The 15,548-nt window shown below is 68.3% G+C and carries 18 protein-coding genes; 15 read left to right on the top strand and 3 right to left on the bottom strand.

Annotation, left to right across the window (positions count from 1 at the left end; genetic code table 11):
- The first annotated feature begins 15 nt into the window (after positions 1 to 15).
- The gene (locus ACEN9J_RS12860) at positions 16 to 384 is read left to right on the top strand and encodes a Rieske (2Fe-2S) protein (protein ID WP_057592305.1); all 369 of its coding nucleotides are present in this window, start codon (positions 16 to 18) and stop codon (positions 382 to 384) included.
- Positions 385 to 426: 42 nt separating this feature from the next.
- Positions 427 to 1,470, top strand: coding sequence for a S49 family peptidase (locus ACEN9J_RS12855; protein ID WP_296730630.1), 1,044 nt, complete (start codon positions 427 to 429; stop codon positions 1,468 to 1,470).
- Positions 1,471 to 1,483: 13 nt separating this feature from the next.
- On the opposite strand, the gene ACEN9J_RS12850 is transcribed toward ACEN9J_RS12855, so the two are convergent.
- Genes ACEN9J_RS12850 through ACEN9J_RS12840 form a run of 3 tightly spaced genes read right to left on the bottom strand, consistent with a single transcriptional unit; the run spans position 1,484 to position 3,983 of the window.
- Positions 1,484 to 2,638: an MFS transporter gene (locus ACEN9J_RS12850; RefSeq protein WP_413764250.1), complete on the bottom strand. Its 1,155-nt coding sequence runs from the start codon at positions 2,636 to 2,638 to the stop codon at positions 1,484 to 1,486.
- A gap of 2 nt (positions 2,639 to 2,640) precedes the next feature.
- Positions 2,641 to 3,405, bottom strand: coding sequence for an SAM-dependent methyltransferase (locus ACEN9J_RS12845; protein WP_413764249.1), 765 nt, complete (start codon positions 3,403 to 3,405; stop codon positions 2,641 to 2,643).
- Positions 3,402 to 3,983: a Maf family protein gene (locus tag ACEN9J_RS12840; RefSeq protein ID WP_261208726.1), complete on the bottom strand. Its 582-nt coding sequence runs from the start codon at positions 3,981 to 3,983 to the stop codon at positions 3,402 to 3,404. The genes ACEN9J_RS12845 and ACEN9J_RS12840 overlap by 4 nt, the downstream gene beginning before the upstream one ends.
- Positions 3,984 to 4,065: 82 nt before the next feature.
- On the opposite strand from ACEN9J_RS12840, the gene ACEN9J_RS12835 reads away from it, so the two are divergent.
- From ACEN9J_RS12835 to ACEN9J_RS12775, 13 genes are all read left to right on the top strand, one after another.
- Complete coding sequence (locus ACEN9J_RS12835; RefSeq protein ID WP_296730621.1) at positions 4,066 to 4,623, top strand: YceD family protein; 558 nt, start codon at positions 4,066 to 4,068, stop codon at positions 4,621 to 4,623.
- Between the two features lie 168 nt (positions 4,624 to 4,791).
- Entirely contained in the window at positions 4,792 to 4,974 is a 183-nt protein-coding gene (gene rpmF, locus ACEN9J_RS12830) for a 50S ribosomal protein L32 (RefSeq protein ID WP_057592299.1), read from the top strand.
- Positions 4,975 to 5,035: 61 nt separating this feature from the next.
- Positions 5,036 to 6,124 (top strand): phosphate acyltransferase PlsX, encoded by a 1,089-nt coding sequence (plsX, locus tag ACEN9J_RS12825; RefSeq protein WP_082321870.1) that lies wholly within the window; start codon positions 5,036 to 5,038, stop codon positions 6,122 to 6,124.
- A 12-nt stretch (positions 6,125 to 6,136) separates the two neighbouring features.
- Positions 6,137 to 7,114: a beta-ketoacyl-ACP synthase III gene (locus ACEN9J_RS12820; RefSeq protein ID WP_296730617.1), complete on the top strand. Its 978-nt coding sequence runs from the start codon at positions 6,137 to 6,139 to the stop codon at positions 7,112 to 7,114.
- A 62-nt stretch (positions 7,115 to 7,176) separates the two neighbouring features.
- Positions 7,177 to 8,130: an ACP S-malonyltransferase gene (fabD, locus tag ACEN9J_RS12815; RefSeq protein ID WP_057592296.1), complete on the top strand. Its 954-nt coding sequence runs from the start codon at positions 7,177 to 7,179 to the stop codon at positions 8,128 to 8,130.
- A gap of 32 nt (positions 8,131 to 8,162) precedes the next feature.
- Entirely contained in the window at positions 8,163 to 8,906 is a 744-nt protein-coding gene (fabG, locus tag ACEN9J_RS12810; protein WP_057592295.1) for a 3-oxoacyl-ACP reductase FabG, read from the top strand.
- A gap of 102 nt (positions 8,907 to 9,008) precedes the next feature.
- Positions 9,009 to 9,248, top strand: a complete 240-nt coding sequence (acpP, locus tag ACEN9J_RS12805; RefSeq protein WP_007830471.1) for an acyl carrier protein — start codon at positions 9,009 to 9,011, stop codon at positions 9,246 to 9,248.
- A 99-nt stretch (positions 9,249 to 9,347) separates the two neighbouring features.
- Entirely contained in the window at positions 9,348 to 10,592 is a 1,245-nt protein-coding gene (fabF, locus tag ACEN9J_RS12800; RefSeq protein WP_057592294.1) for a beta-ketoacyl-ACP synthase II, read from the top strand.
- A 13-nt stretch (positions 10,593 to 10,605) separates the two neighbouring features.
- The gene (locus tag ACEN9J_RS12795; RefSeq protein ID WP_413764248.1) at positions 10,606 to 11,103 is read left to right on the top strand and encodes a hypothetical protein; all 498 of its coding nucleotides are present in this window, start codon (positions 10,606 to 10,608) and stop codon (positions 11,101 to 11,103) included.
- A 13-nt stretch (positions 11,104 to 11,116) separates the two neighbouring features.
- Positions 11,117 to 11,788 (top strand): RNA polymerase sigma factor RpoE, encoded by a 672-nt coding sequence (gene rpoE / locus ACEN9J_RS12790; protein ID WP_057592292.1) that lies wholly within the window; start codon positions 11,117 to 11,119, stop codon positions 11,786 to 11,788.
- Between the two features lie 19 nt (positions 11,789 to 11,807).
- Positions 11,808 to 12,464, top strand: coding sequence for a sigma-E factor negative regulatory protein (locus tag ACEN9J_RS12785; RefSeq protein WP_413764247.1), 657 nt, complete (start codon positions 11,808 to 11,810; stop codon positions 12,462 to 12,464).
- A 28-nt stretch (positions 12,465 to 12,492) separates the two neighbouring features.
- Positions 12,493 to 13,569 carry a MucB/RseB C-terminal domain-containing protein gene (locus tag ACEN9J_RS12780; RefSeq protein WP_057592290.1) on the top strand — a complete coding sequence of 359 codons (1,077 nt, stop codon included), beginning with the start codon at positions 12,493 to 12,495 and terminating at the stop codon, positions 13,567 to 13,569.
- 88 nt (positions 13,570 to 13,657) lie between these two features.
- Positions 13,658 to 15,133 carry a DegQ family serine endoprotease gene (locus ACEN9J_RS12775; protein WP_057592289.1) on the top strand — a complete coding sequence of 492 codons (1,476 nt, stop codon included), beginning with the start codon at positions 13,658 to 13,660 and terminating at the stop codon, positions 15,131 to 15,133.
- Positions 15,134 to 15,548 lie beyond the last annotated feature (415 nt).

The raw sequence follows: 15,548 nt of genomic DNA, 5'->3' as shown, positions 1-15,548 counted from the left end.
CGGGACAATGGGGTCATGAGCGACGACAGCATTCCACTGTGCAGTTCGGCCGACCTGGCCGAGGGCGGCCGGGCCGTGTCCTTCGACGTGGTCTACGGCGGCGAGACCTGCCGCGCCTTCGCGGTGCGCTTCGAGGGCCAGCCGCATGCCTACCTCAACCGTTGCAGCCATGTGGCGATGGAGATGGACTTCCAGCCCGACCGCTTTTTCGACGACACCGGCCAGTGGCTGCTGTGCGCCACCCACGGCGCCGTGTATCGGCCCGACACCGGCGAATGCGCGGGCGGCCCGTGCCGCGGCGGCCTGGTGAAGATCGCGCTGAGCGAACGCGACGGCGTGGTGCACTGGCATACTGCCTGGAACCTCCAACCCTTCAATTTCTAGCATGCGCCGCGCTTCGCGACTGCCTGTTCGCCCGCCGCTCCCATGAACGACCAGAACCGCACCGATCCCCAGGGTTTCGAGCCTTTCGAGCCGAGCCCGCCCTCGCTTTCGTCCTCGACCGACCCCCAACGCACCATGTCCAAAGATCCCACTCAGCGCGCCGGCTGGGAACGCGCCACGCTCGAGAAGCTGGCCTTCGCGGCCCTCAACGAGCAGAAGGCCACGCGGCGCTGGAAGACCTTCACGCGGCTGGCCTGGCTGGCCTTCTTCATCTTCCTGGCCTGGTTCGCGCTGTCGCGCGGCACGCCGAGCACCGCCAAGACCACGGCCCACACCGCGGTGGTCGAGATCAAGGGCGAGATCGCCAACGGCGGCGATGCCAGCGCCGAGTTCGTCGTGGCGGCCATGAAGTCCGCCTTCGAGGACGACGGTGCCAAGGGCGTGGTGCTGCTGATCAACTCCCCGGGCGGCAGCCCGGTGCAGGCCGGCATCATCAACGACGAGATCAAGCGCCTGAAGGCCAAGTACAAGAAGCCGGTCTACGCCGTGGTCGAGGAAACCTGCGCCTCGGCGGCCTACTACATCGCCGCCGGCGCCGACAAGATCTACGTCGACAAGGCCAGCATCGTGGGCAGCATCGGCGTGCTGATGGACGGCTTCGGCTTCACCGGCGCGATGGAGAAGGTCGGCGTCGAGCGCCGCCTGCTGACCTCGGGCGAGAACAAGGGCTTCCTCGACCCCTTCAGCCCGATGAACGACGCCCAGCGCGAGCACGCGCAGAAGATGCTCGACCAGATCCACGAGCAGTTCATCGGCGTGGTGAAGGCCGGCCGCGGCGACCGCCTCAAGCTCGACACCCCGGGCCTGTTCAGCGGCCTGTTCTGGAGTGGCGAACAGGCCGTGAGCTACGGCCTGGCCGACCAGCTCGGCAACGTCGACTACGTGGCGCGCGAGGTGATCAAGGCCGAGGAGGTCATCGACTACACCCGCCGCGACAACGTGGCCGAGAAGCTGGCCAAGAAGTTCGGCGCCGCCATGGGCGACGCCACGATCCGTTCGCTGAAGTCGGTGCCGGCGCTGCGCTGAGGCCTGCGCGGTCTCAGCGGGCCGGCTGGTCGGCCGCGGCGTAGCGCGCCGAGGCCGCCAGCGCGATCGCGAACACCACCACCACGTAGAGCGCCGCCGTCAGCGAGGTGGCGCGCGCGATCAGCCCGATGACCGCCGGGCCCGCCATGAAGCCCAGGTAGGCGATCGCCGAGACGGCCGCGATGCCGCGCGCCGGCTCCACGCCCGGCACCTTGGCCGAGGCCGCGAACAGGATCGGCACCACGTTCGCGAAGCCGATGCCCACGCCCGCGAAACCCACCAGCGCGAGCCAGGGCCAGTCGGTGAGCAGCGCGAGCGTCATCGCCGCCGCTGCCAGCAGGCCGCTGCCGCGCAGCAGCACCGCGGGCGCGAAACGCGCGCGCAGCGCGTCGCCGCCGAAACGCGCCGCCGCCATGGCGGCCGAGAAGCTCGCATAGGCGAGGGCGGCCTGCTTCTGCGGGCTGCCCAACTCCTGCTGCAGGTAGAGCACGCTCCAGTCGTAGATCGCGCCTTCGGCGATCAGCCCCAGTGCCGCGAGCACGCCCAGCACCGCGAGTGCGCCGCGCGGCAGGCGGAAGCCGTGATCGGCCTCGGCCGCTCCGGGCGTCGCGGGCGGCTTCGGCAGCATGCGCGTGGCCGAGAGCGCGACCAGCGCCACCATCGCGGCAGACACCAGCAGCAGATGGTTCTGCGGGGCCAGCCCGGCCGCGAGCGCCGCGCTGCCACTGGCCGCGCCGGCCATGCCGCCGAGGCTGAACATGCCGTGCATGCCGCTCATCAGCGGCTTGCCGTCGCGCAGCTCGCGCGGCGCGGCCTCGGTGTTGATCGCCACGTCGAACACGCTGGTGACCAGGCCGAACACCGCGAGCAGGCCCAGCAGGGCGGCGTAGCCCGGCATCGCGACCAGGCCGCAGAGCAGCAGCGCGTAGACGCAGCCGCACAGCGCGGCCATGCGGCGCGGCCCGTGGCGGCCGATCCAGCGGCCGGCGCTGGTCAGGCCGTACATCGCGCCGGCGCCGGCCGCGAGCATCGCGAGGCCGAGCTGGGCCTCGTCGATGCCGTAGTGCCCCTTGACCGTGGGCACGTGCACGCCCCAGGTCGCGAAGATGAAGCCCGAGGCGAAGAATTGCGCGCGCGAGGCCCAGCGCGTGGCGGCGGTCACGGCCATCGTCAGCGCCCGATCGCGAACACGGCGGGCAGGCGTTCGTCGACGCCGGCCGGCGGCTTGTTGGCGCGCCAGCCCTTGATGGTCTCGCTACGCAGGTTCGCCTCGGCCAGCGTGAGCCCGCGCGCCACCGCCAGCCGCGTGTTGTGCTGCAGCGTCTGCACCAGGGCCTGCAGCAGCGCGGCGTTGCGATAGGGCGTCTCGATGAACAACTGGGTCTGCCCGGTCTTGAGGGCCAGCGCCTCGAGCTCGCGGATGCGGCGCTGGCGCTCGTCGGCGTCCTGCGGCAGGTAGCCGACGAAGGCGAAGTTCTGGCCGTTGAGGCCACTGGCGGCCAGCGCCAGCAGCAGCGAGACCGGGCCGATCAGCGGCACCACCGAAATGCCCAGGTCGTGCGCCGCGCGGGCCACCGACGAGCCCGGATCGGCCACGGCCGGCATGCCGGCTTCGCTGAGCAGGCCGATGTCGTGGCCCTCGAGCGCCGCGGCCAGCAGCGGGCGGGCGTCGAACTGGCCGGCGTGGTCGCCTTTTTTGTGCACCTCGCGCGGCAGCTCCTGGATCGACTGCGCCTGCAGCGGCGCCGCCAGCGGGGCCACGGCGTCGATGCGCTTGAGGTAGGCGCGCGCGGACTTGGCGTTCTCGCAGATCCAGTGCGTGATGCCGGCGGCGGTCTGCAGCGTGCCGAGCGGCAGCGCGTCCTGCAGCGGGGCCTGGGTGTCGCAGCCGAAATCGAGCGGCGCCGGCACGAGGTAGAGCTTGCCGCGGCTCACAGCAGGTCGATCCCGGCGGCACGCAGCATGCGGGCGGTGCGGATCAGCGGCAAGCCCACCAGGGCGCTGGGATCGTCGCTGTCGATGGCCTCGAGCAACGCGATGCCCAGGCCTTCGCTCTTGGCGCTGCCCGCGCAGTCGTAGGGCTGCTCGGCCAGCAGGTACTGCTCGATCGCGGCGTCGCTGAGTTCGCGGAACACCACGCGCACGGGTGCCAGGTCGCGCTGGACGAAGCCGGTGGCCTGGCAGACCACCGCCACCGCGGTCTGGAAGACCAGCGTCTGGCCACGCATGCGCCGCAGCTGGGCGGTGGCGCGCGCATGGTCGCCGGGCTTGCCGAGCGATTCGCCGGCCAGGTCGGCCACCTGGTCGGAGCCGATCACCACGGCGTCGGGGAAGCGGGCGGCCACGGCGTTGGCCTTCTCGAGCGCGAGCCGCTGGGCCAGGGCCTGCGGGGCCTCGCCGGCCCGCGGCGTTTCGTCGACTTCGGGCGCATGCACCTCGAAGGGCAGGCGCAGGCGGGTGAGCAGCTCGCGGCGGTAGCGCGAGGTGGAGGCGAGGATCACGGTGCGTTGCATGCGGCGATTGTGAAGGAGGCGCCGCAACCCTTCGGGGTCGGCCCGACGGGCAAGCCGGCGTCGGCGCGCTAGACTGGGGCGGATGAAGAGAGAATTTGCCCCTGGCCGGCTCGATGTCGCCGGCTTTGCCGCCGCGGCGGCCACCCTGTCCGCCGACGATCCGGTGCGCAACTACACCCGGCTGGTCGACGAGATGGCGGCCGAAGCCCCCGATGCCGTGGTGCACTGGGAGGCCGACGGCGAGCAGCGCGTCGGCGCGGACGGCCGCGAGGAGCCCTGGCTGCATCTGACGGCCGAGGCCACGGTGCCGCTGGTCTGCCAGCGCTGCCTGTCGCCGGTCGACACGCCGGTGCAGGTCGACCGCTGGTTCCGCTTCGTGGCCGACGAGGAGACCGCGGCGGCCCAGGACGAGGACTCCGAGGAAGACCTGCTGGTCGCGAGCCGCGATTTCGACCTGCATGCGCTGATCGAGGACGAGCTGCTGATGGAGATTCCCGTCATGCCGGTGCACGAGGTGTGCCCCGCGCCGGTCCGGCTCTCGGCCGTCGACCCCGATTTCGAGTCGCCCGACAAGGAGCGCGAAAACCCCTTCGCCGTGCTCGGGGCGTTGCGTTCGCGCAAGCCCGGGCAGGGCGACTAGCCCGATCCGGGCAGTCTGGGCTATAATCATGGGCTTCGCGCGCGCCGCCGTACGCAGCAGTGCGGGTTCCGGTCAAGAACCTCGGAACCTGGGCATGTCCTTCATGCCGCCTCACTGCTTCAGCCTGAGCCCGCATCCTCTCACCCACCTTACCGTCCAGGAGCCATCATGGCCGTCCAGCAAAACAAGAAGTCGCCTTCCAAGCGCGGCATGCACCGTTCCCACAATGCCCTGGGCGTGCCCGGCATCGCCGTCGAGCCGACCACCGGCGAAACGCACCTGCGTCACCACATCAGCCCCAACGGTTTCTACCGTGGCCGTCAGGTGCTCAAGAACAAGTCCGAAGCCTGATTTCGCACTCCAAGGCCAAGGCCCGAAGCTACTTTTTTTGTAGCATCGGGCCTTTGTTTTGATGGCTACGCCTTCCTCTTCCCCGGCTTCCACTGCTGCGCCTTCGGCAATCACGCTCGCCGTCGATTGCATGGGGGGCGACCATGGCCCGCGCGTCACGCTCGCGGCCTGCCGTGCCTTTCTCGAGCGCCATCCCGAGGCCTCGTTGTTGCTGGTCGGCGCGCCCGCCGCGCTGGCCGGTTTTGCCGCGCATCCCCGCGCCCGGGTCGTTCCGGCCAGCGAGGTGGTCGGCATGGACGATCCGATCGAGATCGCGCTGCGCAAGAAGAAAGACTCGTCGATGCGGGTCGCGATCCAGCAGGTGAAGGACGGCGCGGCCCAGGCCGCGATTTCCGCCGGCAATACCGGCGCGCTGATGGCGATCGCGCGCTACCTGCTCAAGACGCTCGATGGCATCGACCGGCCCGCGATCGCGCCGCAGTTGCCCAACGCGAAGGGTGGCGCCACCACGGTGCTTGACCTTGGCGCCAACGTGGATTGCGATGCCGAGGACCTGCTTCAGTTCGCCGTGCTTGGCTCGGCGCTGGTGTCGGCGCTGACGGGCAACGAGTCGCCTTCCGTCGGCCTGCTCAATGTGGGCGAGGAAGCGATCAAGGGCAGCGAAACGATCAAGAAAGCCAGCCAATTGCTGCGTACGGCAGCCAACTCCAAGGATCTGAACTTCTACGGCAACGTGGAAGGCAACGACATCTTCAAGGGCACGACGGACATCGTGGTCTGCGATGGCTTTGTCGGCAACGTGGCGTTGAAGGCCAGCGAGGGCGTGGCTTCGATGATCGGCGAGTTCATCCGCGTCGAATTCTCGCGGAGCATTTTCACGAAGATTGCTGCTATCGTTGCTTATCCGGTTCTAAAAGCGTTCAAAAGCAGGTTGGATCACCGTCGTTACAACGGCGCGGCGCTGTTGGGCCTGCGTGGGCTGGTTTTCAAGAGCCATGGTTCGGCCGACGAGACGGCTTTCGGCCATGCGCTGGATCGCGCTTATGATGCCGCTCGCAACAACCTGCTCGACCGCGTTCGGGCCCGCATCGCCCACGCCGCGCCTTTGCTCGCGCGGCAGGAATCGGCGGCGACGGCCGACGCGGTCTAGCTTCACGTTTTGATGAGCCCATATTCACGCATCACCGGCACCGGCAGCTACCTGCCGCCGCGCCGGGTGACCAACGACGATCTCGCCAAGGAACTGGCGGCGCGCGGCATCGAGACCTCCGACCAGTGGATCGTCGAGCGCACCGGCATCCATGCGCGCCATTTCGCGGCGCCCGACGTGGGCAGCAGCGACCTTGGCCTGCATGCCGCCCGCCATGCCCTCGAGGCGGCCGGGCGCAAGGCCGGCGACGTCGACCTGATCATCGTCGCCACCTCGACCCCCGACATGGTGTTCCCCTCGTCGGCGGCCATCCTCCAGAACAAGCTCGGCATCGCCGGCTGCCCGGCTTTCGACGTGCAGGCCGTGTGCAGCGGTTTCGTCTATGCGCTGACCGTGGCCGACGCGATGATCCGCACCGGCAGCGCGCGCTGCGCGCTGGTGATCGGCGCCGAGGTGTTCTCGCGCATCCTCGATTTCAACGACCGCACCACCTGCGTGCTGTTCGGCGACGGCGCCGGCGCGGTGGTGCTGGAAGCCAGCGACGAGCCCGGCATCCTGGCGACCGACCTGCATGCCGATGGCAAGCACGTCGGCATTCTTTGCGTGCCCGGCCACGTGTCGGGCGGCAACGTGCTCGGCACGCCGCTGCTGCACATGGACGGCCAGGCGGTCTTCAAGCTCGCGGTGCGCGTGCTCGAGGAAGCCGCGCGCGCCACCCTGGCCAAGGCCGGCAAGACCGAGGCCGACATCGACTGGCTGATCCCGCACCAGGCCAACATCCGCATCATGGAAGGCACGGCCAAGAAGCTGAAGCTGCCGCGCGAGCGGCTGGTCGTCACGGTCAACGAGCACGGCAACACGTCCGCGGCCTCGATTCCGCTGGCGCTCGACGAAGCGGTGCGTTCCGGCAAGGTGAAGAAGGGCGAAACCCTCATGCTCGAAGGCGTGGGTGGCGGTTTCACCTGGGGCGCGGTGCTGCTGAATCTGTAGTTATTAGTGGGCGAGACAGCCGGTCCTGCCTTGGCGGGCCGCGCGACGTGACGCATACAACAATGAAATCCTTTGCTTTTGTCTTTCCGGGTCAGGGTTCGCAGGCGGTCGGCATGCTCGATGCCTGGGGCGATCACCCGGCCGTGGCCGAAACGCTGCGCGAAGCCTCCGAAGCGCTCGGCGAAGACATCGCCGCGCTGATCAAGACCGGCCCGAAGGAGGCGCTGGCGCTCACGACCAACACCCAGCCCGTGATGCTGGTGGCCGGTGTGGCCGCCTGGCGCGCCTGGCTGGCCGAAGGCGGCGCCACGCCGTCGGTGGTGGCCGGCCATTCGCTCGGCGAATATTCGGCGCTGGTGGCATCGGGCGTGCTGACGCTCGCGCAGGCAGCGCCGCTGGTGCGCTTTCGCGCCCAGGCGATGCAGCAGGCCGTGCCGGTCGGCACCGGCGCCATGGCCGCTATCCTCGGGATGGAAGCCGCCAAGGTCATCGCCAACTGCCAGGAAGTCACCGCCTCGTTCGGCGCCGGCAGCGCCGAAGTGGTGGAGGCCGTGAATTTCAACGACCCGATGCAGACCGTGATCGCTGGCAGCAAGGCGGCGGTCGAGAAGGCCTGCGAGACGCTCAAGGCCAACGGCGCCAAGCGTGCGCTGCCGCTGCCGGTGTCGGCCCCGTTCCATTCGAGCCTGATGAAGCCCGCGGCCGAGGCGCTGCGCGAGAAGCTGGCCTCGGTGACGCTGGCCGCGCCGCAGATTCCGGTGCTCAACAACATCGACGTGGCGGTCGAGACCGACGCCGACCGTATCCGCGACGCGCTGGTGCGCCAGGCCGCCGGCCCGGTTCGCTGGGTCGAAAGCGTGCAGGCCTTGAAACTGCGCGGTGTAGCCGCCATCATCGAGTGCGGTCCGGGCAAGGTGCTGGCCGGCATGGCCAAGCGCATCGCCCCCGAGCTCGAAGCCGCGTCGGTGTACGACCCGGCCACGCTCGCCGACGTTCGACAATCGCTCGCCGGCTGACCGGTGCCAGGCCCCAAGACCTTCTTCTTTTTATGAGCATTCCCAAATTCGAAGGGCAAGTCGCCCTGGTCACCGGCGCATCGCGCGGCATCGGCGCGGCCATCGCGCTGGAGCTCGCGCAGCGCGGCCTCAAGGTGGTCGGCACCGGCACCACGGAAGAGGGCGCGTCCAAGATCACCGCCATGCTCAGCGCCTACGACGGCCGCGGTCGCGCGCTGAACGTGAACGACGGCGCGGCCGTCGAGGCGCTGATCGACGAGATCGTGAAGGCCTACGGCGCGATCCACGTGCTGGTCAACAACGCCGGCATCACGCGCGACACGCTCGCGATGCGCATGAAGGACGACGACTGGGATGCGGTGCTCGACACCAACCTGAAGGCCGTCTTCGGCCTGTCGCGCGCCGTGATCCGTCCGATGATGAAGCAGCGCTACGGCCGCATCATCAGCATCACCAGCGTGGTCGGCGCCTCCGGCAATGCCGGCCAGGCCAACTACGCGGCCGCCAAGGCCGGCGTGGCCGGCATGACGCGCGCGCTGGCGCGCGAGCTCGGCAGCCGCAACATCACGGTCAACTGCGTCGCCCCCGGTTTCATCGAGACCGACATGACGGCCAGCCTGCCCGAAGCACAGCAGCAGGCGCTGCTGCAGCAAATCCCGCTGGGCCATCTGGGCAAGCCCGCCGACATCGCGCATGCGGTGGCGTACCTCGCATCTCCCCAGGCCGCCTACGTGACGGGGCAGGAACTGCACGTCAACGGCGGCATGCACATGTAAGCCGCAAGGCGCCAAGCTTTTCGTCGTGCCGGGCCTGCGGGGAAGCTCGCAATCCGCCCGGCTAAAATCCACCGGTTACCTACAACCCTCAGAGGGAATCAAATGAGCGATATCGAAGCACGTGTCAAGAAAATCATCGCCGAGCAGCTCGGCGTGGAAGAGTCCCAAGTGACGAACGAAAAGGCTTTCGTGGCCGACCTCGGCGCTGACTCGCTCGACACGGTCGAACTCGTGATGGCACTCGAAGACGAATTCGGCATCGAGATCCCCGACGAAGACGCCGAGAAGATCACCACGGTGCAAAACGCCGTCGACTACGCCACCAAGAATCAAAAGGCCTGATCGGCCCCAACTGACGACACTGCGGCGGCCGGCGGTCTTTTCCCAGACCCGCATGCGCCGAACGCACGTCGTCCAGCGCTTCCAGAAAGGTTTGCCGGCATGACCAAACGCCGCGTCGTCGTGACCGGACTCGGTTGCATCGCTCCCGTCGGAAACACGGTGGCCGATTCCTGGGCCAACCTGTTGGCGGGAAATTCGGGCATCGCGAACATCACCGCGTTCGATGCGAGCGCCTTCGCCTGCAAGTTCGCGGGCGAGGTGAAGGGTTTCGACATTGCCCAATACATCTCCGAGAAGGAAGCGCGCCACATGGACCGCTTCATCCACCTCGGGATGGCCGCCGCGATCCAGGCGGTGCAGGACAGCGGGCTCAAGACCGGCGAGGAACTGCCGTACGAGGAAGCGGTCCGCATCGGCTGCAACATCGGCTCGGGCATCGGCGGCCTGCCGATGATCGAGGCCACGCACGGCGAGCTGGTGAACCGCGGCCCGCGCCGCGTGTCGCCATTCTTCGTGCCGGCGTCGATCATCAACATGATCTCGGGCCACGTGTCGATCAAGTACGGCTTCAAGGGCCCGAACATCGCCGTGGTCACCGCCTGCACCACCGGCCTGCATGCCATCGGCACCTCGGCGCGCATGATCGAGTACGGCGACGCCGACGTGATGATCGCGGGCGGCGCCGAGTCGACCATCTCTCCGCTCGGCATCGGTGGCTTCACCGCGCCGCGCGCGCTCAGCACGCGCAACGACGATCCCGCCACGGCCTCGCGCCCGTGGGACAAGGACCGCGACGGCTTCGTGCTCGGCGAGGGTGCCGGCGTGGTCGTGCTCGAGGAGTACGAGCATGCCAAGGCGCGCGGCGCCAAGATCTACGCCGAAGTCGCGGGCTTCGGCCTGACGGGCGATGCGTACCACATGACGGCGCCCGACGTCGACGGCCCGCGCCGCTCGATGGTCATGGCGCTCGCCAATGCGGGCGTCAACCCCGATCAGGTGCAGTACCTCAATGCGCACGGCACCTCGACGCAGCTCGGCGACCTCAACGAGACGAACGCGATCAAGAACGCCTTCGGCGACCATGCGAAGAAGCTGGTCGTGAATTCGACCAAGTCCATGACCGGCCACCTGCTGGGCGGCGCGGGCGGCATCGAATCGGTGTTCACGGTGCTGGCCCTGCATCACCAGAAGAGCCCGCCGACGATCAACATCTTCAACCAGGATCCGGAGTGCGATCTCGACTACTGCGCCAACGAGGCGCGCGATCTGAAGATCGATGTCGCGGTCAAGAACAACTTCGGCTTCGGCGGCACCAACGGCACGCTGGTGTTCAAGCGCGCTTGAGTCTTCACCTCCCATGCACGGCGCACCGTCGGTGACCTATCCGGTGGGGCGCTCGCGTGGCGCTGCCCGCCTCCTGACCGTGGTCTGGGCCCTGGGCGCGCTTTGCGCCGGGGCGTCCTGCTACTTTTTCGATAGCATCGGCTGGCGCCACGCGCTGTTGTTGCTCAGCGTGCTGTTCGCGGGCGCGGCCGCAGGCATCGGCCTGCGCCGCGACGGAGCCGGTTTTCTTCATTTCGACGGCCGCGTCTGGTCGCTGGCGCCCGCGGCCTCCGACGCCGCGGACCCGGCGCGCTCGGTCCTGGCCGCGCGCGCTTTCGTCGCGCTCGACCTGCAATCGCTGCTGCTGTTGCGCCTGAGCGAGCCGGGCCGGCCGCAGCGCTGGCTCTGGGTCGAGCGGGAGGCGATGCCCGAGCGCTGGCGCGATCTGCGCCGTGCGGTATATTCGCGCCCCCCCGCTGCCGACACCGGCGGCGATGTCTGGCGCGCGACCGCACCCGCCGACGCACCTTGAAATCCCCCTCTCGATGACCACGTCCCCGCCGCCCGTGCCGCCGGATTCCGGCCTGACCGACGCCGCGGCGGCGCCGCGTCCGGGCGAGGTCGACTTCCAGCTCGTGCAGCGCACGGTGGCGGGCGACCAGAAGGCCTTCGAACTGCTGGTCATGAAGTACCAGCGCCGCATCGAGCGCCTGATCGGGCGCATGGTGCGCGACGTCGACCTGGTCGAGGACATCGCGCAGGAAACCTTCATCCGCGCCTATCGTGCACTGCACCAATTCCGCGGCGAGGCGCAGTTCTACACCTGGCTCTACCGGATCGCGGTGAATACGGCGAAGAAGGCGCTGGTCGACATGAAGCGCGACCCGACCATCTCGGAAAGCGCCCTGCGGCCGTCTTCCGAGGACGACGATGAAACTTACCGTCCGGGAAACGAACCAACCACCGACGAAACCCCCGAATCCGTCATGGCGGCCAACGAAATCGCGGCCGCGGTCGAGTCCGCCATGGAAGCGCTCCCCGCGGAGTTGCGCCAGGCAGTCACGCTGCGCGAGATCGAGGGCATGAGTTACGAAGAGATTGCCGAGGTCATGGATTGCCCCATCGGCACCGTGCGTTCCCGGATCTTCCGTGCGCGCGAGGCCATTTCGGCCAGGGTCAAACCGCTGCTCGACAACCAGTCGGGCAAGCGTTGGTAAGCAAAATCAGGTGAACGAAATGAATCAGACGATGACGGTTCGAGAACAGGTGTCGGCGCTCGCGGATGGTCATTTGCAGGGCGACGAGTTCGCGCAGGCCATCGACAAGGTCTGCGGCGACGAGGAATACCGCGCGGCGTGGCAGGCCTACCATGTGGTGGGCGACGTGCTGCGTTCGGGTTCCACCACGGCGTGCAGCGACGGCAATGCCTTCCTCGCGCGCTTCCAGCAGCGGCTGGCGGCCGAGCCGGTGGCGATCCGGCCCGTGGCGGCCGTTCCCGAAGCCCAGGCGGTGCCGCTCCAGCGCCGCGCCGACGCGGCCAACGAGCCGGTCTTTCGCTGGAAACTCGTGGCCGGTGCCGCCTCGCTGGTGGCCGTGGCCGCCATCAGCTGGAGCTGGGTCGGCAGCGGTGTCGTCAACGGCCCGGCCGGCGCCCAGCTCGCGCAGCAACAACCCGTGTCGGGCCCGGTGCTCGCATCGGCCGCGCCCAGCGGCGTGCAGCAGGCCTCGACGCTCACGCCCACGCGCGTGATCGTGGGCAACGGCAAGCCGCAGGTGATGCTGCGCGATCCGCGCCTGGACCAGTTGCTCGAGGCGCATCAGCAGGCCGGTGGGGCCTCGCAGATGCCTTCCGGTTTCCTGCGCAACGCCACCTTCGAAGGACCCACGCGCTGAGCGCGCGACACCGCCTCCTTCCCTGCCAATGACCGTTCAGATGCCGATCTCCGCACGCGCGTTCGTGCTCGTGCTTGCCGCCTTTTGCCTCGCGCAGATCGCCTCCGCGCAGACCCGTTCCAGCGCGGCGAACACCCGGGGCGCGGCATCGGCCCAGGCGGCGGGCGAGCCGCCCGGCATGAGCGTGACCGAGTGGCTGCAGCGCATGCACGCCGGCGCGCGCCAGCGCAACTACGTCGGCACCTTCGTGGTGTCCGCGCCCGGCGGCGACCTGTCGAGTGCGCGCATCTGGCATGTGCGCGACGGCGAGCAGCAGATCGAGCGCATCGAGGCGCTGAGCGGCCCGCAGCGCTCGACCTTCCGCCGCAACCAGAGCGTGATGACCTTCCTGCCCGAGGCGAAGGTGGTCAAGGTCGAGAAGCGCGAGAACCTGGATCTCTTTCCCAACCTGCCCGACAAGCAGGACTCGTCGATCGGCGAGTTCTACGACGTGCGGCCCATCGGCAAGGACCGCGTGGCCGGCTTCGATGCCGACGTGGTGCAGCTGAATCCGCACGACGGCCTGCGCTTCGGCTACCGCATCTGGAGCGAGCGCCGCACCGGCCTCGTCGTCAAGCTGCAGACGCTCGACGACCAGTCGCGCGTGGTCGAGCAGTCGGCGTTCTCCGAGCTGCAGCTCGACGTGCCCGTGAAGGCCCAGGCGCTGGCCCAGATGATGGCCAACACCGCGGGCTACCGCATCGAGAAGCTCGAGCTCGAGCGCACCAGCGCGCAGGACGAGGGCTGGACCCTGAGCGCGCCGGTGGCAGGCTTCAAGCCGCGCAGCTTCTTCCGGCGGCCCGCGGCCGACGGCGACAAGAATGCCGCGACGCAGGACCGCACCGTGCAATGGATCTTCTCCGACGGCCTCGCCTCGGTGTCGCTGTTCATCGAGCGCTACGACGCCAAGCGCGCGCCGCGCGACGGCGTGCTGACCATTGGCGCGACGAATGCGATCCGCAGGCGCCTGCCCGAGCCGGCCAACGACTGGTGGCTGACCGCCGTCGGCGAGGTACCGCAATCGACCCTCGACGCATTTGCCCAGAGCCTTGCACGCACGCGCTGACGGGCGCGAATTGCATGGAACCAAGTCCATGGTTCGACTCATAGTCTTTGTTGTTGCAACCGCTCTTTGATCTTTTGAAAGAAAACCCATGATGTTCAAAGTCGAGGGACACAAGCTCCGTTCCTGCCTCTTCGCATTCGGCCTGGCGTGTTCCGTCGCCGTGGGGTTCCTGCCGGCGGCGCCGGCCAGCGCGCAGACGCGCGGACTGCCCGATTTCGCCGACCTCGTGGAGCAGGTCGGTCCCGCGGTCGTCGGCATCCGCACCGTCGAGAAGGTGTCGACGCGCGGCAGCGGCGAGATGGACGAGGAGATGCAGGACTTCTTCCGTCGCTTCTTCGGCCAGCCCCTGCCGGGCAACCCGCGTCCGGGGCCGCGCCAGAACCGTCCGCAGCAGCAGCCTCAGGAAGAAGAGCGTCCTCGCGGCGTGGGCTCGGGCTTCATCCTCACGGCCGACGGCTATGTCATGACCAACGCGCACGTGATCGAGGACGCGTCCGAGATCATCGTCACGCTGACCGACAAGCGCGAGTTCAAGGCCAAGCTCGTCGGCGCGGACAAGCGCAGCGACGTCGCGGTCGTGAAGATCGAGGCCACGGGCCTGCCGGTGGTGAAGATCGGCGACATCTCGAAGCTGCGCGTGGGCGAATGGGTGATGGCGATCGGCTCGCCGTTCGGCCTCGAGAACACCGTGACCGCAGGCATCGTGAGCGCCAAGCAGCGCGACACCGGCGAGCTGGTGCCGCTGATCCAGACCGACGTCGCGATCAACCCGGGCAACTCGGGCGGCCCGCTGATCAACCTGCGCGGCGAAGTGATCGGCATCAACAGCCAGATCTACTCGCGCTCGGGCGGCTACATGGGCATCTCGTTCTCGATCCCGATCGACGAGGCGATCCGCGTCAGCGACCAGCTGCGCACCACCGGGCGCGTGTCGCGCGGCCTGATCGGCGTGTCCATCGGCTCGGTCTCGAAGGACGTGGCCGAGTCCATCGGCCTGGGCAAGGCGCGCGGCGCGCTCGTGAGCGCCGTGGTGCCGGGTTCGGCGGCCGAGAAGGCCGGCGTGCGCGAGGGCGACATCATCACCAAGTACGGCGACAAGGTCATCGAGACGCCGAGCGACCTGTCGCGCTCGGTGGCCAGCACCAAGCCGGGCGTCAAGAGCACGCTGACCGTGTTCCGCAACGGCGCCTCGCGCGAGCTTTCCATCACCGTGGCCGAGGGCGATGCCGAGGCCAAGCCCGCCAAGAAGCCGGCCGATCGCGAAGAGCCGCAGGCGAAGCCCTCCGCGGCGGGCAAGTCGCTCGGCCTCGCGGTCAGCGATCTGACCGAGGCGCAGAAGAAGGAGCTCAAGGTCCGCGGCGTGCGCATCGACGCCGCCACCGAGGCCGCCGCGAAGGCCGGCCTGCGCGAGGGCGACGTGATCCTGTCGATTGCCAACTCCGAGGTGGGCAGCGTCAAGGAATTCGAGGCCGCGGTGGCCAAGGCCGACAAGAGCAAGCCGGTCAGCGTGCTGTTCCGTCGCGGCGAATGGGCGCAGTACGCGCTCATCCGGCCCGCACGCTGATCCCGGCGGTGCCGTCAAGTGGCCCCACCCGTCAGTCGGGTTTGGGGCCATTTTTTTGAGCTGTTTGCGACGCTTCGGCGCGCCGCTTTAAAAAAATCTGCATCGATCCAAAGCCGTCGATTTGTCAGTATTTACTAACTTAAAGAAGGGCTAAGGACCATTTTCGGTAGAATAGCGGCCTCTCGGCGGCCAGTCGGCGCATAAGCGGGACAGTCTCCTCCACCATGCGAGATGTCAGGTGACAGTCCACCGACGCTCCACAGATCGCCCACAAGTTGTTCAGAGAGTGCTCCACCAAGCCTGTTGATAAGTTGTTTATAAGTTGCTTGTTGTTGACCCGCAACGACCCGTTTGGACCCTGTTCCTGGATGTACGCGCTTCCCTTTTTGCCTACAATGAAGTTCCAACTACTGCA

Source organism: Variovorax sp. Varisp41 (genome assembly GCF_047325085.1).
Lineage (GTDB): Bacteria > Pseudomonadota > Gammaproteobacteria > Burkholderiales > Burkholderiaceae_C > Variovorax.
Note: the sequence above shows the minus strand (reverse complement) of the source record. Positions and strands in the feature narration are given on the sequence as shown.